The 23,137-nt window shown below is 35.3% G+C and carries 26 protein-coding genes; 15 read left to right on the forward strand and 11 right to left on the reverse strand.

Translation table 11 applies throughout. From position 1 onward, the window contains the following. Window positions 1–34 precede the first annotated feature (34 nt). Entirely contained in the window at window positions 35–724 is a 690-nt protein-coding gene (locus I600_RS05600) for an ABC transporter ATP-binding protein (RefSeq protein ID WP_058103488.1), read from the reverse strand. Window positions 725–785: 61 nt separating this feature from the next. On the opposite strand from I600_RS05600, the gene I600_RS05605 reads away from it, so the two are divergent. Beyond that, window positions 786–1,526 carry an arylesterase gene (locus I600_RS05605; protein ID WP_058103489.1) on the forward strand — a complete coding sequence of 247 codons (741 nt, stop codon included), beginning with the start codon at window positions 786–788 and terminating at the stop codon, window positions 1,524–1,526. Here the strand turns inward: I600_RS05605 and I600_RS05610 are convergent. Next, window positions 1,523–1,762 (reverse strand): hypothetical protein, encoded by a 240-nt coding sequence (locus I600_RS05610; RefSeq protein ID WP_058103490.1) that lies wholly within the window; start codon window positions 1,760–1,762, stop codon window positions 1,523–1,525. The genes I600_RS05605 and I600_RS05610 overlap by 4 nt on opposite strands. A 291-nt stretch (window positions 1,763–2,053) precedes the next feature. After that, window positions 2,054–2,746, reverse strand: coding sequence for a peptidoglycan DD-metalloendopeptidase family protein (locus I600_RS05615; RefSeq protein ID WP_058103491.1), 693 nt, complete (start codon window positions 2,744–2,746; stop codon window positions 2,054–2,056). A gap of 102 nt (window positions 2,747–2,848) precedes the next feature. On the opposite strand from I600_RS05615, the gene msrA reads away from it, so the two are divergent. Both msrA and I600_RS05625 read left to right on the forward strand, forming a co-directional pair. Then, window positions 2,849–3,556: a peptide-methionine (S)-S-oxide reductase MsrA gene (msrA, locus tag I600_RS05620; RefSeq protein ID WP_058103492.1), complete on the forward strand. Its 708-nt coding sequence runs from the start codon at window positions 2,849–2,851 to the stop codon at window positions 3,554–3,556. Window positions 3,557–3,768: 212 nt separating this feature from the next. Next, window positions 3,769–4,503: a sugar-binding protein gene (locus I600_RS05625; protein WP_058103493.1), complete on the forward strand. Its 735-nt coding sequence runs from the start codon at window positions 3,769–3,771 to the stop codon at window positions 4,501–4,503. On the opposite strand, the gene I600_RS05630 is transcribed toward I600_RS05625, so the two are convergent. The 3 genes from I600_RS05630 to I600_RS05640 are packed head-to-tail and all read right to left on the reverse strand — an operon-like array spanning window position 4,504 to window position 7,025. Beyond that, window positions 4,504–5,943: a hypothetical protein gene (locus tag I600_RS05630; protein WP_157490845.1), complete on the reverse strand. Its 1,440-nt coding sequence runs from the start codon at window positions 5,941–5,943 to the stop codon at window positions 4,504–4,506. Beyond that, the gene (locus I600_RS05635) at window positions 5,915–6,499 is read right to left on the reverse strand and encodes a hypothetical protein (protein WP_058103495.1); all 585 of its coding nucleotides are present in this window, start codon (window positions 6,497–6,499) and stop codon (window positions 5,915–5,917) included. Before I600_RS05635 ends, I600_RS05630 begins: the two co-directional genes overlap by 29 nt. After that, window positions 6,483–7,025 carry an RNA polymerase sigma factor gene (locus tag I600_RS05640; RefSeq protein WP_058103496.1) on the reverse strand — a complete coding sequence of 181 codons (543 nt, stop codon included), beginning with the start codon at window positions 7,023–7,025 and terminating at the stop codon, window positions 6,483–6,485. The genes I600_RS05635 and I600_RS05640 overlap by 17 nt, the downstream gene beginning before the upstream one ends. A gap of 104 nt (window positions 7,026–7,129) precedes the next feature. On the opposite strand from I600_RS05640, the gene I600_RS05645 reads away from it, so the two are divergent. The 5 genes from I600_RS05645 (at window position 7,130) to I600_RS05665 (ending at window position 11,596) form a co-directional block, all read left to right on the forward strand. Then, window positions 7,130–8,044, forward strand: a complete 915-nt coding sequence (locus I600_RS05645; protein ID WP_058103497.1) for an aldose epimerase family protein — start codon at window positions 7,130–7,132, stop codon at window positions 8,042–8,044. A gap of 28 nt (window positions 8,045–8,072) precedes the next feature. Beyond that, on the forward strand, window positions 8,073–8,645 hold the full coding sequence (locus I600_RS05650) for a DUF2911 domain-containing protein (protein WP_058103498.1): 573 nt from the start codon (window positions 8,073–8,075) through the stop codon (window positions 8,643–8,645). Between the two features lie 38 nt (window positions 8,646–8,683). Then, window positions 8,684–9,673: a methylmalonyl Co-A mutase-associated GTPase MeaB gene (meaB, locus tag I600_RS05655; protein WP_058103499.1), complete on the forward strand. Its 990-nt coding sequence runs from the start codon at window positions 8,684–8,686 to the stop codon at window positions 9,671–9,673. An 83-nt stretch (window positions 9,674–9,756) separates the two neighbouring features. After that, window positions 9,757–10,716 (forward strand): glycosyltransferase family 2 protein, encoded by a 960-nt coding sequence (locus I600_RS05660; RefSeq protein WP_058103500.1) that lies wholly within the window; start codon window positions 9,757–9,759, stop codon window positions 10,714–10,716. After that, window positions 10,700–11,596, forward strand: a complete 897-nt coding sequence (locus I600_RS05665) for a lysylphosphatidylglycerol synthase transmembrane domain-containing protein (protein WP_058103501.1) — start codon at window positions 10,700–10,702, stop codon at window positions 11,594–11,596. Before I600_RS05660 ends, I600_RS05665 begins: the two co-directional genes overlap by 17 nt. Here the strand turns inward: I600_RS05665 and I600_RS05670 are convergent. Genes I600_RS05670 through I600_RS05685 form a run of 4 tightly spaced genes read right to left on the reverse strand, consistent with a single transcriptional unit; the run spans window position 11,593 to window position 15,471 of the window. Next, window positions 11,593–13,251: an ArnT family glycosyltransferase gene (locus tag I600_RS05670; protein WP_058103502.1), complete on the reverse strand. Its 1,659-nt coding sequence runs from the start codon at window positions 13,249–13,251 to the stop codon at window positions 11,593–11,595. The genes I600_RS05665 and I600_RS05670 overlap by 4 nt on opposite strands. After that, entirely contained in the window at window positions 13,248–13,817 is a 570-nt protein-coding gene (locus tag I600_RS05675; RefSeq protein WP_058103503.1) for a phosphatase PAP2 family protein, read from the reverse strand. The genes I600_RS05670 and I600_RS05675 overlap by 4 nt, the downstream gene beginning before the upstream one ends. Window positions 13,818–13,822: 5 nt before the next feature. Continuing rightward, window positions 13,823–14,050, reverse strand: a complete 228-nt coding sequence (locus I600_RS05680) for a hypothetical protein (protein ID WP_058103504.1) — start codon at window positions 14,048–14,050, stop codon at window positions 13,823–13,825. Between the two features lie 53 nt (window positions 14,051–14,103). After that, window positions 14,104–15,471 carry an MATE family efflux transporter gene (locus I600_RS05685; RefSeq protein WP_058103505.1) on the reverse strand — a complete coding sequence of 456 codons (1,368 nt, stop codon included), beginning with the start codon at window positions 15,469–15,471 and terminating at the stop codon, window positions 14,104–14,106. A gap of 350 nt (window positions 15,472–15,821) precedes the next feature. Here I600_RS05685 and I600_RS05690 point away from each other — a divergent pair, with 350 nt between their 5' ends. Then, on the forward strand, window positions 15,822–16,226 hold the full coding sequence (locus tag I600_RS05690) for a response regulator (RefSeq protein WP_058103506.1): 405 nt from the start codon (window positions 15,822–15,824) through the stop codon (window positions 16,224–16,226). 3 nt (window positions 16,227–16,229) lie between these two features. Here I600_RS05690 and mazG read toward each other — a convergent pair whose 3' ends face one another. After that, window positions 16,230–17,006, reverse strand: a complete 777-nt coding sequence (mazG, locus tag I600_RS05695; protein WP_058103507.1) for a nucleoside triphosphate pyrophosphohydrolase — start codon at window positions 17,004–17,006, stop codon at window positions 16,230–16,232. 174 nt (window positions 17,007–17,180) lie between these two features. On the opposite strand from mazG, the gene I600_RS05700 reads away from it, so the two are divergent. The 6 genes from I600_RS05700 to I600_RS05725 all read left to right on the forward strand — a co-directional run bounded on the left by I600_RS05700 (window position 17,181) and on the right by I600_RS05725 (window position 23,096). After that, window positions 17,181–18,014, forward strand: coding sequence for a sugar phosphate isomerase/epimerase family protein (locus I600_RS05700; protein ID WP_058103508.1), 834 nt, complete (start codon window positions 17,181–17,183; stop codon window positions 18,012–18,014). Window positions 18,015–18,023: 9 nt separating this feature from the next. After that, window positions 18,024–18,926, forward strand: a complete 903-nt coding sequence (locus I600_RS05705) for an SMP-30/gluconolactonase/LRE family protein (RefSeq protein ID WP_058103509.1) — start codon at window positions 18,024–18,026, stop codon at window positions 18,924–18,926. A gap of 205 nt (window positions 18,927–19,131) precedes the next feature. Then, window positions 19,132–19,893 carry an MIP/aquaporin family protein gene (locus tag I600_RS05710; protein ID WP_262493598.1) on the forward strand — a complete coding sequence of 254 codons (762 nt, stop codon included), beginning with the start codon at window positions 19,132–19,134 and terminating at the stop codon, window positions 19,891–19,893. A gap of 10 nt (window positions 19,894–19,903) precedes the next feature. Beyond that, the gene (locus I600_RS05715; RefSeq protein ID WP_058103511.1) at window positions 19,904–20,779 is read left to right on the forward strand and encodes an alpha/beta hydrolase; all 876 of its coding nucleotides are present in this window, start codon (window positions 19,904–19,906) and stop codon (window positions 20,777–20,779) included. Between the two features lie 4 nt (window positions 20,780–20,783). After that, window positions 20,784–21,473, forward strand: coding sequence for an SGNH/GDSL hydrolase family protein (locus I600_RS05720; RefSeq protein WP_058103512.1), 690 nt, complete (start codon window positions 20,784–20,786; stop codon window positions 21,471–21,473). Window positions 21,474–21,485: 12 nt separating this feature from the next. Next, window positions 21,486–23,096 carry a family 20 glycosylhydrolase gene (locus tag I600_RS05725; RefSeq protein WP_058103513.1) on the forward strand — a complete coding sequence of 537 codons (1,611 nt, stop codon included), beginning with the start codon at window positions 21,486–21,488 and terminating at the stop codon, window positions 23,094–23,096. The last annotated feature ends 41 nt before the right edge of the window (window positions 23,097–23,137 follow it).

A 23,137-nucleotide genomic window follows, 5' to 3' on the forward strand; every position in this document is an offset into this window, starting at 1 on the left:
TTAAATTTTGCCTTAGATGTTCTTTGAAATTCGCTCAAGATATGGATGTAGTTTCGTTGATGACTATTTTGCCCCCTTTAAGTCGTAAGACACGTTTATTTAAATTAGCTAATTCAAGATCATGGGTTACAATGACCAGAGTGGTACCCATTTCCTTATTCAGGTCAAATAATAGTTTAATTACCTTCTCACCGGTTTCTTCATCTAAATTACCGGTAGGTTCATCTGCAAATAAAATAGATGGTTTATTTGAAAAAGCCCTGGCAAGAGCTACCCGTTGTTGCTCACCACCAGAAAGCTGTGATGGATAATGATCATGCCTACCTGCCAAACCAACTTTAGCCAAAAGATCCATAGCATCTTTACTTGCGTTTTTTTCTCCTTGTAATTCTAAAGGAACGCTCACGTTCTCCAAAGCTGTTAACGTGGGTAGTAGTTGAAAATCCTGAAATATGAAACCAACTTTTTCATTGCGCAACAAAGCTCGCTGATCTTCATTTAAAGCACTTAGGTCTTGTCCGCAAAGTTCTATTGTACCCTCATTAATTTCATCTAACCCAGCACATAAACCTAGCAAAGTTGTTTTTCCACTTCCCGACGGACCTACAATTGCAAAAGTATCCCCTTCATCAATTGAAAAGGAAATGTCATCAATAACCGTCAAATTTCTTGATCCGCTGTTATACGTTTTCTTTAGATTACGTACGTTTAATATCTTTGTCATAAATCATTTTGGTACAAGAGAGCAAAATAACAAATGATTTGGAATCTAATAAGTTAAGACTATGTTGAAAGTATTAAAGTTTCGTTATTTTTTAGTGCTACTGTTGTTCGTTGGATGCGGAGAAACTACCGAAAAAAAGCCATCTGAAACGCAAGCAGAGGTAGAAAATACGGATAAAGAGGAAGATGTTTCTACCGATGACAAAGTCATTTTGTTTTATGGAAATAGCCTTACCGCAGCTTATGGTTTGGATGTAAAGGAGGGGTTTCCCAATAGAATACAGCAAAAATTAGATTCATTAGGTTTAGACTACCAGGTCATTAACTCTGGCTTAAGTGGAGAAACCACATCCGGCGGTTTAAACAGGTTAGACTGGGTATTGAACCAGCCTGTAGACATTTTTGTTCTTGAACTAGGTGCTAACGACGGTTTGCGCGGAATACCCATTGCCGAGACCATGAACAATCTTCAAGAAATGATCGATATGGTAAAAGATAGAAATCCTGATACCAAGATTGTATTGGCGGGCATGCAGATACCACCAAATATGGGAACTGACTATGCTTCTCAATTTAAAGCTATGTATCCGGCATTAGCAGAATCTAACAATATTTACTTAATTCCGTTTTTGTTAGAAGGAGTAGCTGGCGACCCAAGCTTAAATCTAGAGGACGGAATTCATCCTACTGCTGAAGGTCAAAGAATAGTTGCAAATAATGTTTGGAAAATTTTAAAAACCATTGTACTACCTGCAAGTGTAGCAGAGGTAACCAAAGATGCTGCAGTCGAAGAATTAAATTAGGCAAAAGACATTGTTCTTACCCTTGGTTTAAAAAGTAAGGCTTGCTTAACTCTGGCATTCTTCACTTTAAAAAACCTTGCTGCTGTTTGAAAACCCTGAGTGTTTACATCAGACTTTACTGTTATATCTGCCATGGGCATAACAATAGTCTGCACTTTTGTGTTTGGTGACTTCTCTTGTGCTTGGGACTGGGTTCCCAAACAGATAACAAGGAATAAAAAAATAATAGTACGCATAATAAAGTAGGTAAATTTGGTCTATTGATAACCCACTACCCCTAAGTAAACGTATTTCCCATTCGACAAGAGGTACAGTTTTTACGATGAAAGGGCACTTATTCGATGTATCACCATTTTTTGTAGTCCTTTTTCCTACAAAATTTTAAACAGATAATCGCCAAATTTGTGCAGTTTATCGATTTAATAGGTTTTTTCTTACAATTTTTAATCTATTTCTATTCTTGTATTACAAAAATGCTACATATAAGACCATGTGAGCTTGTTTTAAAAGGAGTAAAGAATGTTCTTTTAAGAACTACCTTTTATTTTCAATAAATAATTGGGGTTTGGACAATTGAATTTATAGTGTTGTAAGTTTTCCAATGCGCAAACGCCAGGGTAATCACCTTCATTACCTTCTAAATCTTTTATTATTTGAAAATGAAGGTGAGGTGCATAATTCACATTAATATCAGGTGTTCCCAACTTTGCCAAGGTTTCACCTGCCTTAAATACTTTTCCTTTAAACAAACCGGTTAAAGATTCTATAGATAAATGACCATATAATGTATAAAAAGTAATGTGATGTAAGGTATGCTCCAATATTATGGTAGGTCCATAATCACCGACTACATTATTGTTCTTAAAACTATGCACCTTGCCATCTATGGGAGCTAAGACCTTAGTATCTGCATTGGTCCAAAAATCTATTCCCAAATGTATATTGCGCTTGGGTTTATGAGCTGCAGAGAACCCATCTTTATCCGCATAAAGATTTCGTTCTTCTAAATAACCCCCATAGGCAACAATACCATCCTTACTCTTTACCACAGTATCAATATATGATTGACAGGTAACAGGATTTGTAATGTCCACATCTAGCAACGTTTCGTTAGATTTGGATAGATCCAGAGGTATATATTTATTCATTGGTATTGTGCTATCCAATATACCTATATTATGTAAAGAATAAGAATCAAGTACCTTTTGCAGTTCGTTCATTTTTCAAAAATATGCCATCTTAGTATCTCGTTAACATATTTTAACCGTTTACCTCGTAAGTACTTTGTAAATTATGCAACAAATTGCAAAAGAAAAAGAAATATGAAATTATTACAAATCGTTTTATTGGCCGGTGCAAGCTTAATTGCTACTAGTTGCCAGTCCAAGAATAAAAAAAATACAATTTCCGAAAACACACCTGCCAAAGAGACGCAGCAGGAAGAAATGTATGAAGAGGTTAAATTGAGTCCGCAACAATTAAGTAAATACGAAACCGCCTATTTTGCAAGTGGTTGTTTTTGGTGTGTAGAGGCTATTTTTGAAAGTGTAAAAGGTGTAAAGGAAGTTGTATCTGGATACGCCGGCGGAGAACAGAAAAACCCAACGTATGAAGAAGTTGGCTATGGCAAAACGGACCATGCCGAAGCTGTCGAAGTATACTACGACCCAAAGGTAATTTCATTCACTCAATTGGTACAGGTGTTCTTTGGATCTCATGATCCCACACAGTTGAACAGACAGGGACCAGATCGTGGAAGACAATACCGCTCTATTGCCTTTTATAAAAATGAAGACGAAAAGAAAATTATTGAAAGCTACATTCAGGCCCTAGTAGACAATAAAGTATATGATAATGATCCTATAACCACAGAGGTAACACCATATACCGTTTTCTACAAAGCAGAATCGTATCACCAAGATTATGAAAAGAATAATCCTAACAATTCTTACATCAGAAATGTTTCTATACCTAGATTAAATAGGTTTAAAGCTAACTTTGGAGATTATCTAAAGGAGAATACACATTAAGAACTATGTTCACCACGAATAGATTAGCGCTCCATTAGGGGCGCTTTTTTATTTGGTAACAAACAATAAAAATCTAATACTGTAAGAGTTAACATTGTAAACAATTAGGTTCGTTTAATTTTATTTTATCTTGCCCCAGATATTGAAGTACTATTAATCTTACAATAATTAAGAGAATAGTGTGTTTAAATTATAGATTCCAAACCAGTATTATGAAATGGACTATTTATTTTTTACTTCTACTATGCATTACTTCGTGTTCTGATAGCAAAAGCAAAAAAAACACTCAAATAACTCCCGTCTCCTATATTAAAGAAGCTCCAACACTAGACGGTAGACCTATAGAGAATTATTGGAATTTGTTAGAATGGCAACCTATAGACCAAAATTGGATCGGCGGTCCTTTTGACCATGATGATTATAACGGTAAATATAAAATGGCCTGGAACGAAGACGGACTTTATATTTTACTGGAGATAGTGGATGATACCTTATTAGAGCAAACCGAAGACCCTTTAAAATTATGGTGGAATGATGATTGCGTAATTGTGTATGTTGATGAAGACAATTCAGGTGGTCAACATAGATTTAATCATAATGCATTTACCTATCATGTTGCCTTGGATGGTAATGTGGTAGACTTAGGTGTAAATGAAAAACCAACGCTTTATAATGATCATGTAATCTCTAAGCACCAAACAGAAGGTAATACCACATATTGGGAAATGCTCGTAAAGGTATACCCTAGCATATTTAATGATAAGCCTACTGTAAAACCGGTTGTTTTGAGCGAAGGAAAAAGAATAGGTTTTGCTATTGCCTATGCCGATAACGATAATAGCAAAAAACGAGAAAATTTAATAGGATCTGTCTTTGTACCTGGAGAGAATAAAAATGCAGGTTGGATTGATGCCAATGTATTTGGCACATTGGAATTATTAAAATAACTACTGTAACACTACTTCACTATAATCAGATGTAATTAGTATAGAGCGACCACTATTGTTTTTTAAGTGATACCCCTTATTTACTACTGTAGATCCATTTTTAGTTTCTACTACGTTTACATGCGAAGGCAATTTTAGCGTTGACGAATTACCTTTTACATAAATGTTAGTGGCTACTTTAGGTAACTTAACGTTAAGTTCTCCGTTTTTCACACTAATATCAAGCTCTTCCAAATCATTGCTTAGTTCAAGGATATGTATTGCTCCAAAATTGTTTTTAATAAACGCATTGTTCATCAACTTATCTATCGTTACTTCAGATGATGTTGCTTGCAATTGTAATTGTACAACCTCTGACAGTGAAATCTCCTCAGAATAGGATGTATTCAATTGGCCAACATTCCATTTTTTTACATAAACCGGTGTATAGGCAGCAGAAACGGAAGTGTCTTCACCATCAATTGTTACTGCCCAAAGGCTTGAATGCGAAAGGTTCGCATTCAAGTTTTTGGTATTCTCAGCTAATTTCACCTCACCATGACGTACATCCATTTTTATTCTGGTAGACTTTGGTAAACTGATCTTAATGGTCTTTTTAATCTTAAAATTCTTTTGTTTCCCTTCGGATGAATAATAGAATATATTTGGAGAACCTTCACCTGAATTGATCAACATTCTACGTTCTTCTTTTTCTTCTTGCATTTTTTCTCGTCTCTCTTCCATTTTTTCTCGCCTCTCTTCCATTTTCTCTTGTCTCTCTTGCAAAACTTCTTCTCTCTTTTCCATCAATTCCTCACGCCTTTGATTGTATTCCTCCATTCTTTTATCCATTGCCTCACTTTTCTCCTCCATGCGCTCAGCCCACTCTTCCAACCGCTTTTGATGTTTTTTATCAAAACTTTTCTCAAAGTTCTTTTGCCATTTTTTCATGTACTTTTCACCATCTTCTTGATATGCTTCATAATCGAATATAAAAGCTTCGGTCTGTGGTAAAGGTGGCATTTCTGGAAAAGGTGCAATTTGTGGCACACTAACTACAAATGATGCAATTTCGGGCACCTCTATGTGCATATCATTATGGTCAAAAAAGGTCTTTGAATCAAAACTTGCAAAAAAATCATTGTTTTTGGACTTTGAGGAAATTTTAACCTCTTTGCTGTTGCCCAAAATTTCAATAGGGCTGTTTTCAAAATAGTCTTTCGCTTCTTCTGTAGTAGCACCTTCCAAGGTAATGGTGGCCGTGATGGCCACCTCATCCTTGTCCCAAGTTTCAAATTCAATATCAGCATAGCTGGTATTGATATTTACCACAGCATCTTCTGCTACGATAAATCTTTCTTGAAAAGTTTTACTTTCTGCTTGCGAAAAAGAGCCGGCAGAGGTTAAAAGACCTAATGCAATGATGAGTTGCTTAGATACTAGTGTCATTGATCTGTTCATTTTTTGATAATTTTAATTCGTTCAACTTTCTTTTTAATTTCTGTAATAATTGTAAGCGTAACTGTAAATTCTCTATAAGCGCCGTAATGGTTTGATCATTAGGACCCAATTCTTTTAATTCATTATTTAAGGTTTTATATTCTAGGTTCAAATTATTTAGCTGCTCCATAAAACTATCAATAAGACCTTTGGTATCTGGAGAAACCTCTAGCTTAGCCAATTCCAAATTTATGTTCGCCACATAATAATTCTCTACTTTTTTTAAATCTGGAGATAGATCACCAAATGTGAATTCGGTTTTCTGCTTTTCCTCTTTATCATTTTGCACAACCGTTACTGTATTTTCATCATTTCCGCTTAAAAACCAGAAGCCCAATGACAAACTAACCAGTACAACAACAGATGCCGCAATGTGCAACCAACCCCATTTTGTTGTTTTATTTGATGGAATAGATTCTTCCAATTTCTTTAAAAACCGTTCTTCATGACCTGGTTTTATGGCATGTTTTTTCTTCTCCCTATCTTTTTTGAACATTTCCCTAAGATCCTGTTCCATAATTCTTTTCTTTTAATAATTCCTTTAATTGATTTTTTCCCCTTGACAATCTTGTTCTGCAAGCAGAGGATGAAATATTCAATACTTCTGCAATTTCTTGATGATCATACCCTTCAACCAAGAACATGAGTAATACGTATTTATATTTTTCTTGTAATTGATCAATAGCCAACCTTACCTCATCAATACTAATTACAGCAGATACGTTCCAATTATCATCTTCTGCAACTACCTGCATATCCTGTTCATCAATGGAGACCTTATCTTTTTTTGATTTTAAAAAGTCTATACTTTTATTTACCACTATTCTTTTTAACCAAGCGCCAAAAGTTACCTCACCTTTATATTGATGTATTTTTTGAAATGCCTTAATAAAAGATTCCTGTAAGACATCTTCAGCATCATCCGCGTTCTTTACAAAGCGGTTTGCTACCACAAACATACCGTCACAATATTTTCTATATAATTGCAACTGGGCAGCCCGGTCGTTCGCTTTACATTTCTCTACGACATTGCTTTGAAACATCGGTTAATTAGATTGGTTTTTGGTTGTTGTTATATTAAGGACGATATAAAAAATAGAATGTGGCAAAAATTTTTATTTTTACACTACACTATTAAAATTTTCCTTTGAAACAAGTTACAATTTCCAATGCCTATTTGACCCTAATGGTTTTAGATTATGGCGCAACCATTCAAAAATTACTTGTTAAAGGAGATGATGGCGAATTCACCAATGTAGTTGTAGGCTACAACCATCCAAGCAGATATAGATTAGATGATCATGTGTTAGGTGCCAGCGTTGGGCGTTACGCAGGTAGAATTTCTAATGGTGGTTTTGTAATAGACCGAGCAAGATATGACCTGTATCAAGAAGACGGTGTACACTTACATGGAGGTAAAGAAGGGTTTCATCAAAAATATTGGAACATAGAGGAAGTGGACCATAGCGATAAACCATTTGTAAAATTTACCTATAACAGCAAGCATTTAGAAGAAGGCTACCCAGGTAATTTAACCGTTAGTGTTACCTATAAACTTATGAATAATGCCTTGCAAGTCATTTATGAGGGAATGACGGATAGAAGTACGGTTATAAACCTTACCAATCATTCCTATTTTAAATTAGATAAAAATCCGTACATAGATGAGTACGAACTACAGCTCAATTGTCCTTATAGATTAGAAACACAAGAGAATTTGCTACCAACAGGAAATATTGTTCCAGTTCGTAAAACCGAGTACGATTTTCTTTTACCTAAAAAAATAGGTCTACAAAGGTTTGATACTATTTATGTGAAAGATATTGGTAATGAAAAGGTAGCAGAACTACATTCTAAAAGTTCGGGCATTACCATGAAGGTATACACCAATCAGCCAGCTTTGGTGGTCTATACTCCAGATGATTTCCCTGGTATATGTTTTGAGACACAAAACTACCCAGATGCACCAAATCAACCAGATTTTCCTAAAAGCCTCTTAAGGCCTGGTGATCTATACAACAACATTTCTATCTTTAAGTTTGATTTAGGTAAGAAAAGTTAAATTTCGTGTATAGTATTACTGGTAATAAATGAAGCTAATAAAGAGAATTTTCATTGTTATAGCCCTTATTGTGGCACTTGTTTATTTGGTAATCATACCTTACATACACCAAGAGACTAAAAAGTTTAGCCCCGCTAAAACCGCACAACTAGAATTAAAAGGCAGTTCTTTAGAGGTTGAATATTCCAGCCCGTCCAAAAAAGTACGAATTATTTTTGGAGACCTAGTACCGTTTGGTAAAGTTTGGCGAACCGGGGCAAATGAACCTACCACCTTTTCTACTAGCCAAAACATTAAAATAATTGATAAAATATTACCTGCGGGTAAATATTCATTATGGACGGTACCTAACCGGAATAGTTGGAAAGTTATATTCAATACTCAAATACCAGATTGGGGAGTAACCCGTGTAGATGGTAACCAAACCACACATGACCCACGATTTGATTATTTAACGGTTGAAGTCCCGGTAAAAACATTAGAAAATCCAGTAGAGAATTTCTCCATTGATTTTGAGCATTTGAAAGAAGGGATACAGCAGCAAGATTATTTGGACTTAGCCTGGGATACTACCAAAATCATGATTCCCATTTACAAATAGTACATTTACGTTACAATTACACAATAGAAGCCGTTGCCATGAATTTAGCCAACCTTACGACATCTGAAATTCTTGAAGGTATCTATGCAAATAATGTTGCCATAGTTAGTAAGGCTATTACTATTGTAGAAAGCACAAAGCCTCAACATCGTTTAATTGCAAATGCGATAATTAGCGGGTGTATATCAAAAAAACAAGATTCCATAAGAATTGGTATTACCGGTGTACCTGGCGCCGGTAAAAGCACATTTATTGAGCAATTTGGAGATCTGATTACCTCCACGGGTAAAAAAGTTGCCGTATTGACCATAGACCCGTCAAGCAGAAGAACCAAAGGAAGCATTCTTGGAGATAAAACACGTATGCAAGAATTGGTTAAAAATCCCAATGCGTATATAAGACCATCTGCATCTGGTTCATCATTAGGCGGTGTCACAAGAAAGACCAGGGAAAGTATCGTAATACTTGAAGCCGCTGGATACGACTGTATTTTAATAGAAACCATTGGAGTAGGACAAAGCGAAACGGCAGTTCATGACATGGTAGATTTCTTTTTATTATTAAAAATAGCTGGTGCGGGTGATGAACTACAGGGTATAAAAAGAGGAATTATTGAAATGGCCGATGCCATAGTAATTACAAAAGCCGACGGAGACAACATACAACGTGCAAAAATGGCAAAAATGGAATTTACAAGGGCGCTACATATGTTTCCACCTAAAGAAAATGGCTGGTCTCCAGAAGTATTGACCTGTTCTGCCATTGAACTTAAAGGCTTACATGAAATTTGGGAATTAATAGTTACCTATTGTAATACCATGAAAGCATCTGGTCACTTTCTAAACAACCGTAGGAGACAAAATGAAAATTGGCTCATTCAGTATTTGGAACAAGAATTATTATCAGAGTTTTATCGTCACCCAAAGACTATGGAATTACTGCCACAATTAAAAAATGAAGTCATTAACGGAAATTCATCACCCTTCTTAGCTGCAGAAAAGCTCTTAAAGGCTTTAAAATCCCATTAAATTCCCTAAATCGTTACTGGTGTTACAGTAGACCTTCTTTAGTTTAAAAAACATAACTTTGCATTGATTTCAAAAACAACCCAATGCAGCCTGTTACCACTTCTCTACTTTCGGTAGTTGTTCCTTTATACAATGAGGAAGATAATGTTACTCTTTTAACCCAAAAAATTCACGAAAGTTTGGTAGGTTATGACTATCAAATCATTTACGTTGATGATTTTTCAAAAGACAAAACCAAGAAAGTAGTAAAAGATTTAAAAGATGACAAGGTGCATCTTATAGAACTAAAGAAAAATTACGGACAAAGTTTGGCGTTGGCAGCAGGCATAGATTATGCCGAAGGAGAATATATCATTACTATGGATGGGGATTTGCAAAATGACCCTTCTGATATTCCCCAAATGCTAACCTATGCCGTAAGTGGCGAGTATGATGTTGTTACCGGTATTCGTCAAAAGAGAAAAGACTCTCTAGTTAAGAAGATACCCTCTAAAATTGCCAATTTCTTGGTTCGGCGTGTTACCAAACTAGATATCAAGGACAATGGTTGTGCCTTGAAGGTTTTTACAAGTGATATTGCCAAGGATTTAAATCTTTATGGAGAAATGCACAGGTTTATAACCCTATTGGCATTTCTTGAAGGAGGACAGATAAAGCAAGTACCCGTAAAACACCATGCACGTAATGCAGGGGTTTCTAAATATGGGTTGGAACGTGTATTTAAAGTAGTTGCAGATATGATGCTGTTACTATTTATTCGCAAATACTTTCAACGTCCAATTCACCTATTCGGTATTTCTGGTTCATTAATGATTATTATTGGTATTTTCATTAATATATATCTATTGATCGTTAAGTTCGGCTTGGGCGAAGATATCGGTACAAGACCTTTATTGACAGTAGGTATGATGTTCATTTTTGCAGGTATTCAATTGTTTACAATAGGTATTGTTATGGAATTATTGATCAGAACCTATTATGAATCTCAGAACAAAAGACCGTACCGCATTAAAAAAGTAAGCGTAGGTGGCCAAGTTAAATAAGAAAGTAACTACCGTATTAAAAGTACTGATCAGTGCCGTTTTAATCTATTTTATTTTCACTAAAATCAATGTAAGTGAAATAAAAAGTATTCTGTCCACCAGTAATTTAATTTACTTATTACTGGGCTTACTATTCTTTGTCATCTCTAAGCTTGTAGCCGCAGTAAGATTAAATCTTTACTTTCATCGCTTGCAAATTATGCTTACCCATAAGAGCAACTTTAAGCTGTATCTATTAGGTATGTTCTATAACCTATTTTTACCTGGTGGCATAGGTGGTGATGCATACAAAGGGTATATCCTAAAAAAAACATTTGAAGTTAAGACCAAAAGAATCGTAAGCGTACTTGTACTAGACCGTCTTGGAGGCTTACTACTATTATTCATCTATGCATGTTTGCTGCTTGGTTTTCTGGATAACAAACTATTAACAGGTTATCATTGGATATTCTTTACTGCCATACCATTTTCTGTTGTTATTTTTTGGCTTCTAAATAAAAAATTCTTCAATTATGTACTACCAATATTTTGGAAATCAACAGTATTATCAGCGCTGGTACAACTTGCACAATTAATAAGTATTTGGTGTATTCTTTTAGCTCTTCATATTGATATCGATCAAATATCATATCTCATAATTTTCTTGATTTCGTCTATCGTAGCGGTAGTACCATTAACCTTAGGTGGTATTGGCAGTAGAGAAGTGACCTTTTTTTACGGAGCTAAGTTCTTAGAGCTTGATCAAAATGTATCTGTAAGTGTTAGTGTTCTTTTCTTTTTAATTACCGCCTTGGTATCTTTAATTGGAGTATGGTATCACTTCAAAAAAATTAAATTGCGAGTAATAGAATCACCTAAACAACAAACAAAAGAGGTTTAGTAAATATGTAACAAGTGCATTTTACGTGTGACCTTTTTACGCGTATTAGGATTTAAGAATTTACCTTGCAAACGAGTAATTCTAAACTGATCTACAGAAAGTTGCGAATCCCAATCAAAACCTTGTTCCTGTAAGTTGGCCATTTCCTCATCATTTACGTAGACCCATATGTCTTTTTTGTTCTTCAACATTTCTGGAGACGTAATTTGAACAGGATAACGATTGTAAAAATCTAATGACCACGTATGATCCTTACCTACCTTAAAAATTCGATCTACAGGAATATCCTTTTCCGCTATAATTTTTGACATTGATGAACCTGCTTGATAGTCTAATAAATTAGGATAGAAATGCAAGTTTAAAACGGCATTCAGCAATAACGAAGCGCATACTGAAATGGTAACCAGTTTCATAAAAACACCTTCTCTTTTAAGGGCATAGTACACAATAATAATTACCGCAACCAGTAAAAAGAAATAAGCCACCATACTACGTAACTTAAACACATAGAAGCAAATTAAAGCCGAAGCAATAAAGACAATACTTAGAACAAAATATTGCCCGATCATTAAATATTTTACAGTCTTTGTATTACTAACAGTATATAGTTTATTAATGTATGCCGCGGTAATTACAGCGAATAACGGGATTGTAATATTTAAATAATGAGGTAGTTTAAACTGGGCAAAACTGATGATTATGAATATTAAGGTTATACCACCTATGGTTAAAAATTCCGACCCATTTGCATACTTAAATTTTTGACCGATAAATGTTCTTATTTTACTATAAAAGGCAACAATACCCAAAATAGTCCATGGTAGAAACACCCATAAAAATGTGTGAAAAAAGAAAAAGTAATCACTGCTATTCTTTCCAATGCCTTCACCGCTTAACCTTTCAAAACTCTGTTCCCAAAAAATAAAGAATATGCCACTTCGGTTAGCCTTACCACGAATAACTTTTTCCGGATGCAAATCGAACTGAAGATAGTAAGCATACAACATTGGAGTTATAGTCACTGCAAAAACCAATAGCGCCACTAATACCTTATAGCTTATAAAAGCCTTCCATTTCCCTGTGTAAAACAAATGACATAAGATGGGCAGACCAATAACCAATAACGCTATTTGACCTTTGGTAGAGAAGGCAATACCGGCTGCAAACGCTCCAATAATAATAGCCCTTACGCTACCTTTCTCTATATATGTAGCTAGTTGCCATATAGCTAGAATACTAAAGCCCGTTAAAACTGCATCGGTACGCACGTCAATTGCCCCAAGTACGATCGTCTGTGCAGTCATAAATATCAAAGCAGAAAGTTTACCTACATTTTTATTGTATAGTAAACTCCCTAAACCATAACAACTATAGGCTGCCAATAAGGTGGCCAATATTCCAGGAATTCTGTAAGACCACTCATGTATACCAAAGATCTTATAGGAAAGAGCTGCCAACCAGTAATGCATGTGCGGTTTATCCAAATACTCTTCCGGTCCTTTAAAAAGGCTAAAAAAATCACTTTCCTGCACCATTCTCATGGCCATTACAGAAAATTGGGCGGAATCATTTTCAAATAACGTTACAAACATACCTGCAACGTATACCAAAAAAACTAAAACAATTAAAAACCAGTACCTTAGATTAGATATCATAGGGAGAATTTGCGAAGTGCAAATATAAATAACTTTACAAACAACCAGCCGAACAAAGAGCCTATAAAAGCCCCTGTCAAAATATCCAAAGGAAAATGAACGCCAATGTATACACGGCTATACGCGACCAAAGCAGCCCACAACACCAAAAACACACCCAAATACCTTACACTTGACTTAAGAATACTACCAAAAAAAACTGCTAGAGCAAAAGAGTTAGCGGCATGAGCCGAAAAATACCCGAATTTGCCACCACAATAACTCTTTACCAGTCTCATGTAAGGAGCTATCTCCGGATCATGGCAAGGTCTTAGCCTTGCCACCCCATACTTAAAGAAGTTACCCAATTGATCAGTAACCGTAATTAAAAGGGCCACAGTAAACAAAAGCACCAAAGTCTTCTTGGTCCCATATTTCTGAAAGGAAAGAATGAGCAAAAAAAGGTAAAGTGATATAGCACTGAATTTGTTGGAAACAAACTGAAAAAAATTGTCCCAATTCTTAGTACCTAGTCCGTTGAGGTATAAAAAGAAATCTTGATCTAACTGTAAAAGCTCTTCAAGCATAGTAGTTAATCTTCGTACCTTGAAACTTCGCGATCGTAAAAAGCAGTTGCGGCCTCAATTAAATTTTCGGCTTCATCTTCCAACTCTTTTTCATCTTCCTTGGAGAATTCTTCAAGCCATTCTACCTCATCATTTTCAAGATTGATTATAAATCGAGGAAACTCGGTATGCACAACAAAAATTGCCGATGGATAATCAGTATTATCGCCCAATAAAAATTTTGGAAATTCCATAAAAATCTGGTCTATAAGTTGAATATAAACTGCTACAGATTAAAAATACGTTCTTAAGCAGCAATTAGTTTTTTAGTTAAATAATTAAATCGAAGATACAACATAATAGCTGATGCCGTAAGCCCTGTGAGCAATCCTACCCAAATTCCCGTACTTCTTAAATCAGTATGAAGACATAGATAATAACTCACCGGAAAGCCAATAATCCAATAAGATATAAATGTAATCAATGTAGGGACCTTTACATCTTGCAAACCACGTAAAGCACCTAAAACTACCACTTGTACCCCATCTGAAATTTGAAAGAAAGCAGCTACCAATAACAACTCTGCCGCAATGATCAATACTTCTGTATTATCCGCAAAATTGGTCATATCATCAATATCTAAATATAATGATGGAAACCAGTGTCTACCTATCAAGAACAATGCGGCAAATACAATTTCCAGCAAAAATGTCAATAAGAAAATAGATTGGGCAATACGTCGTAATTCTTTAAAATTAGCCAAACCCTTTTGATTACCAACCCTGATCATTGCAGTTACCCCAAGCCCCATTCCAAACATAAAGGTCATGCTGCTTAAATTAAGTGCAATTTGGTTTGCCGCTTGGGCATTTTTACCCAAAACCCCACTTAACCAAATAGCAGAGGTAAATATACCTACCTCAAAAAACATTTGTAAGGCAGATGGAAAACCTAATTCTACAATTTTTTGCATTACCGTCTTCTCCAAACTGGCAAAATTGAATTTAGTGACGTAATACTTGAACTTTTCTTTTGTTTTTAGGATGAACCATAAGTAGAGAACCATAAAGAATCTTGATACCAAAGTGCCTACGGCAGCACCAACAATTCCCATTTCTGGAAATCCAAAATTGCCAAAAATCAATAGGTAGTTCAAAACTATATTTATGACATTGGCAATAATAGTAGCATACATTGGGTATTTAGTTTGAGAAAGCCCCTCTGAAAACTGCTTAAATGCTTGGAAAATAATTAGGGGTACCAAAGAAAATGCTACTAAATTTAAATAGGGCAATGCCAACTCAACCACTTCCAATGGTTGTTTCATGGCATACATAATTGGTTTTGACAATAGAATTAAACCAAACAATGACAACCCCAAAACAGTGCATAAAACAAGACCATGTTTTAGAGCGCTTTTGGCATTTTCTTTATTACCTGCTCCATCTGCTTCAGCAACTAAAGGTGTAATTGCGGTTGAAAAACCAATACCTAATGACATGGCAATAAAAACAAAACTATTACCCAAAGATACCGCAGCCAATTCCGCTGTGCCCAATTGACCAACCATAATATTGTCTGCCAACTGTACAAAGGTGTGACCCAACATTCCTAAAATTACCGGAACAGAAAGCTTAATGTTATATCGAAATTCCTTAGTGTAGTTCTTTAACAAAACTGAATCTAATTTTTAACAAAGGTACCGCTAATTGAACAATATTTTTTTGCTTTCAGCCAGTTAAAATCATTGAATTTTACAGCACTAGTTGCTCTAATTCATCAGCATACAAGATGGTAGATAACAAATAAATTTTACAATAAGTTAAAATTAAATTAACCATTCAAAAGTTAGAATAAAATATTATAAAACACTCAAAATCATTAATTTAAATTAAAAAATTGATTAAAAATCCTACTAGGGAAATAAGTTAAAATTTGACCAATTAGCTATTCAACCAACACAAAAGATACTATTATGCATTAGCGATTCGTTATATACACCTAACACACCAATTACCATTAATTATGTCCCAAGACCCATTAATTTGGATTATAGACGATGACGATATATCTAAATATGTAATGAAACGTTATTTAAAACAATTATCTGCAAGTAGAATTGTTGACTTTCCAGATTCTTTACAGCCCTTAAAATTTATACAGGATAACGTCAATGCCATTGAAGATTTACCCGATGTAATTTTTCTTGACCTTCACATGCCTATTTTAAACGGTTTCGATTTTATTAGGGACTTTCAACAAGTAACGTCCAAAATAAATAAGAAAATTAAAATTGTCATGTTAACCTCATCTATAAACGCAGAAGATGTAGAAATAGCAAAGAGCTTTCCTGAAATCTCAAATTATTTCATAAAACCTATAAAACATAGAGATCTAGAGAAAATCATGGACGTTGAACTTAATAACTAAAAATTACTCATAGGTCTTAGCTTTATTCCAATAGATATCCATTTCCTCTAAGGTCATATCTTTCATATCCTTGCCTATTTCCTTTGCGCTATTTTCTAAATATTGAAAACGCTTAATAAATTTCTTATTGGTTCTTTCCAGCGCATTTTCTGGATTAACCCCCAAAAATCTAGCGTAATTGATCATTGAAAAAAGTACGTCACCAAATTCAGCTTCAATCTTTTCAATATCACCTTTTTGCACCTCTTCTTGAAGTTCGCCTAATTCTTCCTGTACCTTTTCAAAAACTTGTTGTGGTTCTTCCCAATCAAACCCTACTCCCGCTACCTTGTCTTGTATTCTATTTGCTTTCACTAGAGCCGGCAAACTCCTTGGAACCCCTTCCAATACACTTTTCTTACCTTCTTTTAACTTGATCTGCTCCCAATTTCTTTTTACGTCATCTTCATTTAACACCTTAACGTCTTCGTAAATGTGTGGGTGTCTATTCACCAATTTATCGCAAATGGCATTAGCTACATCAGCTATATCAAAATCATTGGTTTCAGACCCAATTTTTGAATAGAATATAATATGCAAAAGTACATCCCCCAATTCCATTTTCACCTCATTAAGGTCATTATCTAAAATGGCATCACCCAACTCGTAGGTTTCCTCTATGGTCAAATGTCTAAGGGATTGCATGGTCTGCTTTTTATCCCAAGGGCATTGCTCCCGTAATTCGTCCATGATAGTCAATAATCGATCAAGTGCCTGTAATTGTTCCTTTCTATTGTTCATGAATGTGGTTTTCACAAAAGTAAGCAACCATAGATTCTCTCGCTAAAAATCCTGTTTTGTTTTCGTACATTTAAAATCATAAGTAGTTATCATCATTTGCACTACTCATGCAACCATTACAAATGAAATTACAATTGCTAAAACAACAACTAACAACAATAGATTATCACACCTATGAAAACACGCAGAAATTTTCTTAAACGGGCAGGTCTGTTCAGTGCCGCTACCCTTTTAACGCCTCAGCTTAATTTAGCATTTCCTAAAAATTCAATATACGGCGTACAGCTTTATTCATTTAGAGAAGCCATGTTGAAAAATCCTAAAAAAGCCTTGGAAACAATTGCAAGCTTAGGTTTTAAGGAAATTGAAAGTGCAGGGTCAAATAAAGGCTATTACTATGGTTTATCACCTGTGGAAATGGGTGAAACCTGTAAAGCATTAGGCATGACACTTACCAGTGGTCATGTACATTTAGATGATAAATTTGAACGGACTATAGCACATGCAGTAGCATCTGGACAGGAATATTTGATTTGTTCGTCGTTACCTTCTAAAGGACAAACTATAGATAATTACAAAAGGGTTGCTGAAAAGTTCAATATCGCTGGTGAAGCATGTAAAAGGCAAGGTTTAAAATTTGGCTATCATAATCATGAATATGAATTTGAATCTGAAAAAGGAGAGATTCTTTATGATGTTCTTATGGATAATACCCAAAAGGATCTAGTGCATATGGAACTTGATTTGGGTTGGGTGGTTGTTGCCGGTAAAGACCCCTTACATTATTTTAAAAAATACCCGGGCAGGTTTCCGTTATGGCATTTGAAGGATATGAATATGCATGAAAAAGTAAGTACTGAATTTGGTAAAGGGGTGCTTGACATACCTTTAATGATTGAGTTAAAAGAATTATCTGGTGTTGAACATATTTACATTGAACAAGAAGAATATAGTAGCACACCTATAGAAAGCATGCAGTATAACATGAATTATTTAATGAATCTATAAGCTTAACACATGAAAACCAAGTATACCATAATCAGTTCTCTTGCCTTAGGCATTCTTGTATTCTCTTGTAAAGCCCAACATTCATCTATAATAGCAGACGATACGTTGCTAGTTAAAGTAGATAGTACATACAGTTTTACAGAGGGTCCGGCCTCAGATAAAGATGGCAATGTTTATTTTACCGATCAACCAAATGATAAAATAATTAAGTGGCATGCAAATGACAATTCGCTAAGTATATTCAAAGAACCTTCGGGTAGGGCAAACGGTCTATATTTTGACCATGACGGAAATTTATTGGCCGCTGCAGACGAGAATAATGAACTATGGAGAATTGACAGTAACGGAAATGTTGATACCCTATTAACTTCTTTTGAAGATAAAAAACTTAATGGTCCTAATGATATTTGGGTAGATTTAAAAGGTGGTATCTATTTTACCGACCCCTATTACCAAAGAGAATACTGGACAAGAACTAAGGCAGAAATTTCAGAAAAGAATGTGTATTACATATCTCCAGATGGAAAAGAGGTATCTATTATAGCTTCTGGTTTTGTTCAGCCCAATGGTATCATAGGTACTCCAGACGGTAAAACACTTTACGTTGCTGATATTGGGGATAAAAAAACATATGCTTACACCATACAACCTAATGGAACCCTAAAAGGTAAAAAACTTTTCACCAATATGGGTTCAGATGGCATGACCATTGACAATAAAGGCAATATATATCTTACAGGTGATGGTGTTACTGTTTTTAACAAGAAAGGCGAACAAATACATCATATTCCTATAAACGAAAACTGGACGGCCAATATCACTTTTGGAGGTAAGGACCAAAACATACTATTCATTACGGCAATGGGTGCTATTTACACTCTAAAAATGAATGTGAAAGGTGTTAGGTACTAGCTGAATACGGCTATTGAAACATATAAGCTGCAATAATTCTAAAAGGAGGGATTACATTTGATTATTTGCCCATAACCTAATTAAATAAATCAAACACATTGATCAGCAATTAAAGGTCTCATGTAAAAAACGCATTTACAATGATCTTATATTATCATATATTCAATAAAAGGATTTAAAAATTTATAATTCCTCGATTTTAATTATCTTAAACGACTTAAAATCCAACCAAACTATGATAACATATATTTTTGAATTTATTGGAACCGCATTACTCATTTTAATAGGAAATGGTATTGTTGCCAATTTAGTTTTAAAAGGTACCAAAGGAAGCGATTCTGGCTGGACAGGAATATCCCTAGCTTGGGGTATAGCCGTTTTTATTGGTGTTTTTGTTTCCGCAGATACCAGCGGTGCCCATTTAAACCCAGCTGTCACCATTGGTTTGGCCGTAGCCGGTAAATTTTCATGGTCATTGGCACCTGGCTATATCCTAGCTCAAATTTTAGGGGCAATGATGGGAAATTTTTTGGTATGGCTCAATTATAAAAAACAATATGAAGAAACGGAAGATACAAGTGCTATTTTAGCCACCTTTTCTACATCACCCGCCATTAGAAGTCCGTTTTGGAATATGGTTACAGAAATCATAGGTGCATTCGCCTTAGTATTCGGTGTATTTTATATTGCCGGGGGCACTATGGGAGATAGTCCTGTTTCTTTAGGTTCATTAGATGCCCTACCAGTAGCCTTATTGGTGATGGGTATAGGTTTTGGTTTAGGAGGCCCTACGGGATATGCTATAAATCCTGCACGTGATTTTGGACCAAGATTATTACATTCCATTTTGCCCATTAAAAATAAAGGAAAAAGTGATTGGGGCTATGCATGGGTACCTATTGTAGGTCCTATAATTGGCGGAGTACTAGCCGCATTACTATTCATGCTTATAGAAACATTGCAATAAAAAAGATATTATGAAGAAAATTATTTTAGTTACCTGTATTTTTATCTCCATGAATGTACTTGCACAAAAGATGGTAGATCTGCCCTTTGAAAAAAATGCCGATGTAACCTGGTCAACGGCAGAAAGAGAATACTATTCTGATATTTGGGAAAACGAAGTGGTCACCAATGTTTCCGTACCACGATTAGAGGTATTTGAAGCTGACCAACCAAACGGCACCAGTGTCATTGTTGCACCAGGTGGCGGACTTTACGGCCTAAGTATTGAAAGCGAAGGTAGACAAGTTGCAAAGTGGTTGAATAAAAAAGGTATCACCGCTTTTGTTTTAAAATATAGGTTAGTACCTACCGGTATTGATGGTATAAAAGAGATTACCGATGAAGGAGCAACCAACCCGGCTAAAATAGGTGAAAGGGTAACGCCCGTTTTACCTTTATCTATTGCGGATGGGCTTTCTGCCATTACATATGTAAGAACCAATGCAAGTAATATGAAATTGGACCCCAATAAAATTGGCTTTATGGGTTTTTCCGCTGGCGGGGCCGTTACCATGGGAGTTACATTTAATGCAACGGAAAACAACAGACCAAACTTCATAGTACCAGTTTATCCTTGGATGACAGTTTTAGGGGAATATAGTGTACCGCAAGATGCGCCGCCTATGTTGGTGATTTGTGCATCTGATGACCCTTTAGGTTTGGCAAAACCAAGTGCCGACTTATATTCCGCATGGTTAACAAATGGCAAAAATACCGCTATGCACATGTATTCTAAAGGCGGACATGGATTTGGGATGAAAACCCAAAATTTAGCATCGGATAATTGGATATCACAGGTTTACAAATGGGCACTAACTGAAAAATTCACAGAAACCATTAATAAATAAAAGTATGTCTCAACAACAACTCAACCTTAAAACCATAAAAAAAATAAGAACACTTACTGTTCTTATTTTTTTTGTTTCCTTAACCAGTTTTGGGCAAGTAGAAAATGTATTTACAAAAGAGGTAAAAGATATCACCGCCAAGTATGACAGTATTTGGGATTCCAGTAAAGAGACCATTGTATTCACAGGTAGTTCAAGCGTACGCCTATGGAGAAAATTACAAGAGGAGTTTCCCGATCATCAAATCATCAATAGTGGTTTTGGAGGATCACAAGCATCTGACCTTTTATACTTTATAGATGAACTGATATTATCTTACAACCCTAAAAAGGTATTTATATATGAAGGTGATAATGATTTGTGGGCTAAAAAAAGACCTGCTGATGTTCTTGATACTACCGCAGATATCATCCGTCGAATAAAAGCAAAAAATACCTCAACACAAGTTATATTAATATCGGCAAAACCAAGTATTAGCCGTTGGAAAATTCGAGGAAAATATAAAAGGTTAAATAGAAAAATGGAACGTTTTACCCAAGACGACCCAAATTTGTTCTATGTAGATGTATGGAAACCTATGTTGAACAAGCGAAAACTAAAAACCGATATTTTTATTGAAGACGGTTTACATATGAACCAAAAAGGTTATGATATTTGGTATGCAGCCATGAAAGATTTAGTAAACCAACCTTAATTATTCAACAAAATGAAAACCTTTTGTATTCGAAGTCTATTTTTCACAAGTTTAATGCTATTATGCCTTGCTTGTGCAGAGAAGAAGAAAGAACGAATTGCAATGCCTAGCACTGATTTATCTAAAGTTAGTCTAATACCCAAACCTTTAAAAACCATACCTACAAATTCTGCATTTGCATTAGATCAATTTACGGCAATATACACTTCTAAAAATGCAACTGGCTTTGAAGAGGTTGGTACGTTCTTAGCTACTAAATTAAAAGACAAAATTAACCTAAGTATACCCGTAAATAGTGAAGGTTCTAACACAATAGAACGTGTAATCTACATCAACCAAAGTGACAGTACCGATTTAGAAACACCAGAAGCCTACCAATTATATATTAACCAAGATTCTATCATCATAAACTCCAATACGGCAGAAGGTGCGTTTAGAGGTATACAAACACTAAGACAATTGGTGCCGCTTAAAAGTAATGACACTTTGGCTCCACAGAAAATATGGCCAGTACCATCGGGTAAAATAATTGATAACCCAAATTTTGCCTACCGAGGTTCTATGTTAGATGTTGCAAGACATTTTTTTAGTGTAGATGATGTAAAGAAATATATAGACCTATTATCATATTACAAGATAAACGTTCTTCACTTACACCTTAGTGATGACCAAGGTTGGCGTATAGAAATAAAATCTTGGCCCAAGCTTATAGAAATTGGCGGAAGCACTGAAGTTGGTGGCGAAGCAGGAGGATTTTATACTCAAGAAGATTATAAGGAAATCGTGCGTTATGCAGCGGAAAGGTATATGACCATTATACCAGAGATTGATATGCCGGGCCATACCAATGCCGCTTCGGTTTCATATCCTTTTTTAAACGGAAACGGAAAAACACCTAAACTGTACGAAGGTATGCGTGTTGGTTTTAGCACGTTTGACACAAGAAAAGATACCGTATATGCATTTATAGATGATGTAGTAGAAGAAATTGCTGCCATTACGCCTGGTCCATATTTTCATGTAGGTGGAGATGAAAGCCATGTAACTAAAAAGAAAGATTACATACACTTTATAAATAAGGTAGAAAAAATAGTTCAAAAACATGGCAAACGAATGATCGGATGGGATGAAGTTGCCATTGCAGATGTAGATTCAACCTCAATTTCACAATGGTGGGCCAGTGAGGAAAATGCCAAAAAAGCGGTTGACAAAGGCATGCAAATTATAGTGTCCCCTGCAAAGAAAGCATACTTGGATATGGAGTATGATACCCTTTCTAAATTCGGGTTGCACTGGGCAGCATATATACCGGTAGATACCGCATACATTTGGACACCAGAAGAATATGGTATTCCGTTAGAAAATATTTTAGGTGTAGAAGCGCCGCTTTGGTCAGAAACCATTAGTAATATTGATGAGCTAGAGTATTTAGCTTTTCCTAGAATTATTGGCTATTCTGAACTTAGTTGGAGTATTAAGGAAAACAGAAACTGGGAAGACTATAGAGTAAGACTGGCAGACCAAGCTCCATTTTTAGATCGTATGGACGTTAAGTACTATCCTTCTGCTCTAATTGATTGGAAGAAAAGTGAATATACCTATGAAACCATAGAAAAAGACTAAAGATTAATAGTCCATTAAAAAAGCCTTGATCGTTGTGACCA

The sequence above is a fragment of the Maribacter dokdonensis DSW-8 genome (assembly GCF_001447995.1).
Taxonomy (GTDB): Bacteria; Bacteroidota; Bacteroidia; order Flavobacteriales; family Flavobacteriaceae; genus Maribacter; species Maribacter dokdonensis.

Excerpts from the sequence above, each read along its gene's own strand:
- I600_RS05600 (WP_058103488.1), bottom strand. The coding sequence starts at position 724 with ATGACAAAGATATTAAACGTACGTAATCTAAAGAAAACGTATAACAGC.
- I600_RS05605 (WP_058103489.1), top strand. The coding sequence starts at position 786 with ATGTTGAAAGTATTAAAGTTTCGTTATTTTTTAGTGCTACTGTTGTTC.
- I600_RS05610 (WP_058103490.1), bottom strand. The coding sequence starts at position 1,762 with ATGCGTACTATTATTTTTTTATTCCTTGTTATCTGTTTGGGAACCCAG.
- I600_RS05615 (WP_058103491.1), bottom strand. The coding sequence starts at position 2,746 with ATGAACGAACTGCAAAAGGTACTTGATTCTTATTCTTTACATAATATA.
- msrA (WP_058103492.1), top strand. The coding sequence starts at position 2,849 with ATGAAATTATTACAAATCGTTTTATTGGCCGGTGCAAGCTTAATTGCT.
- I600_RS05625 (WP_058103493.1), top strand. The coding sequence starts at position 3,769 with ATGAAATGGACTATTTATTTTTTACTTCTACTATGCATTACTTCGTGT.
- I600_RS05630 (WP_157490845.1), bottom strand. The coding sequence starts at position 5,943 with ATGAACAGATCAATGACACTAGTATCTAAGCAACTCATCATTGCATTA.
- I600_RS05635 (WP_058103495.1), bottom strand. The coding sequence starts at position 6,499 with ATGGAACAGGATCTTAGGGAAATGTTCAAAAAAGATAGGGAGAAGAAA.
- I600_RS05640 (WP_058103496.1), bottom strand. The coding sequence starts at position 7,025 with ATGTTTCAAAGCAATGTCGTAGAGAAATGTAAAGCGAACGACCGGGCT.
- I600_RS05650 (WP_058103498.1), top strand. The coding sequence starts at position 8,073 with ATGAAGCTAATAAAGAGAATTTTCATTGTTATAGCCCTTATTGTGGCA.
- meaB (WP_058103499.1), top strand. The coding sequence starts at position 8,684 with ATGAATTTAGCCAACCTTACGACATCTGAAATTCTTGAAGGTATCTAT.
- I600_RS05660 (WP_058103500.1), top strand. The coding sequence starts at position 9,757 with ATGCAGCCTGTTACCACTTCTCTACTTTCGGTAGTTGTTCCTTTATAC.
- I600_RS05670 (WP_058103502.1), bottom strand. The coding sequence starts at position 13,251 with ATGATATCTAATCTAAGGTACTGGTTTTTAATTGTTTTAGTTTTTTTG.
- I600_RS05675 (WP_058103503.1), bottom strand. The coding sequence starts at position 13,817 with ATGCTTGAAGAGCTTTTACAGTTAGATCAAGATTTCTTTTTATACCTC.
- I600_RS05680 (WP_058103504.1), bottom strand. The coding sequence starts at position 14,050 with ATGGAATTTCCAAAATTTTTATTGGGCGATAATACTGATTATCCATCG.
- I600_RS05690 (WP_058103506.1), top strand. The coding sequence starts at position 15,822 with ATGTCCCAAGACCCATTAATTTGGATTATAGACGATGACGATATATCT.
- mazG (WP_058103507.1), bottom strand. The coding sequence starts at position 17,006 with ATGAACAATAGAAAGGAACAATTACAGGCACTTGATCGATTATTGACT.
- I600_RS05700 (WP_058103508.1), top strand. The coding sequence starts at position 17,181 with ATGAAAACACGCAGAAATTTTCTTAAACGGGCAGGTCTGTTCAGTGCC.
- I600_RS05705 (WP_058103509.1), top strand. The coding sequence starts at position 18,024 with ATGAAAACCAAGTATACCATAATCAGTTCTCTTGCCTTAGGCATTCTT.
- I600_RS05715 (WP_058103511.1), top strand. The coding sequence starts at position 19,904 with ATGAAGAAAATTATTTTAGTTACCTGTATTTTTATCTCCATGAATGTA.
- I600_RS05720 (WP_058103512.1), top strand. The coding sequence starts at position 20,784 with ATGTCTCAACAACAACTCAACCTTAAAACCATAAAAAAAATAAGAACA.
- I600_RS05725 (WP_058103513.1), top strand. The coding sequence starts at position 21,486 with ATGAAAACCTTTTGTATTCGAAGTCTATTTTTCACAAGTTTAATGCTA.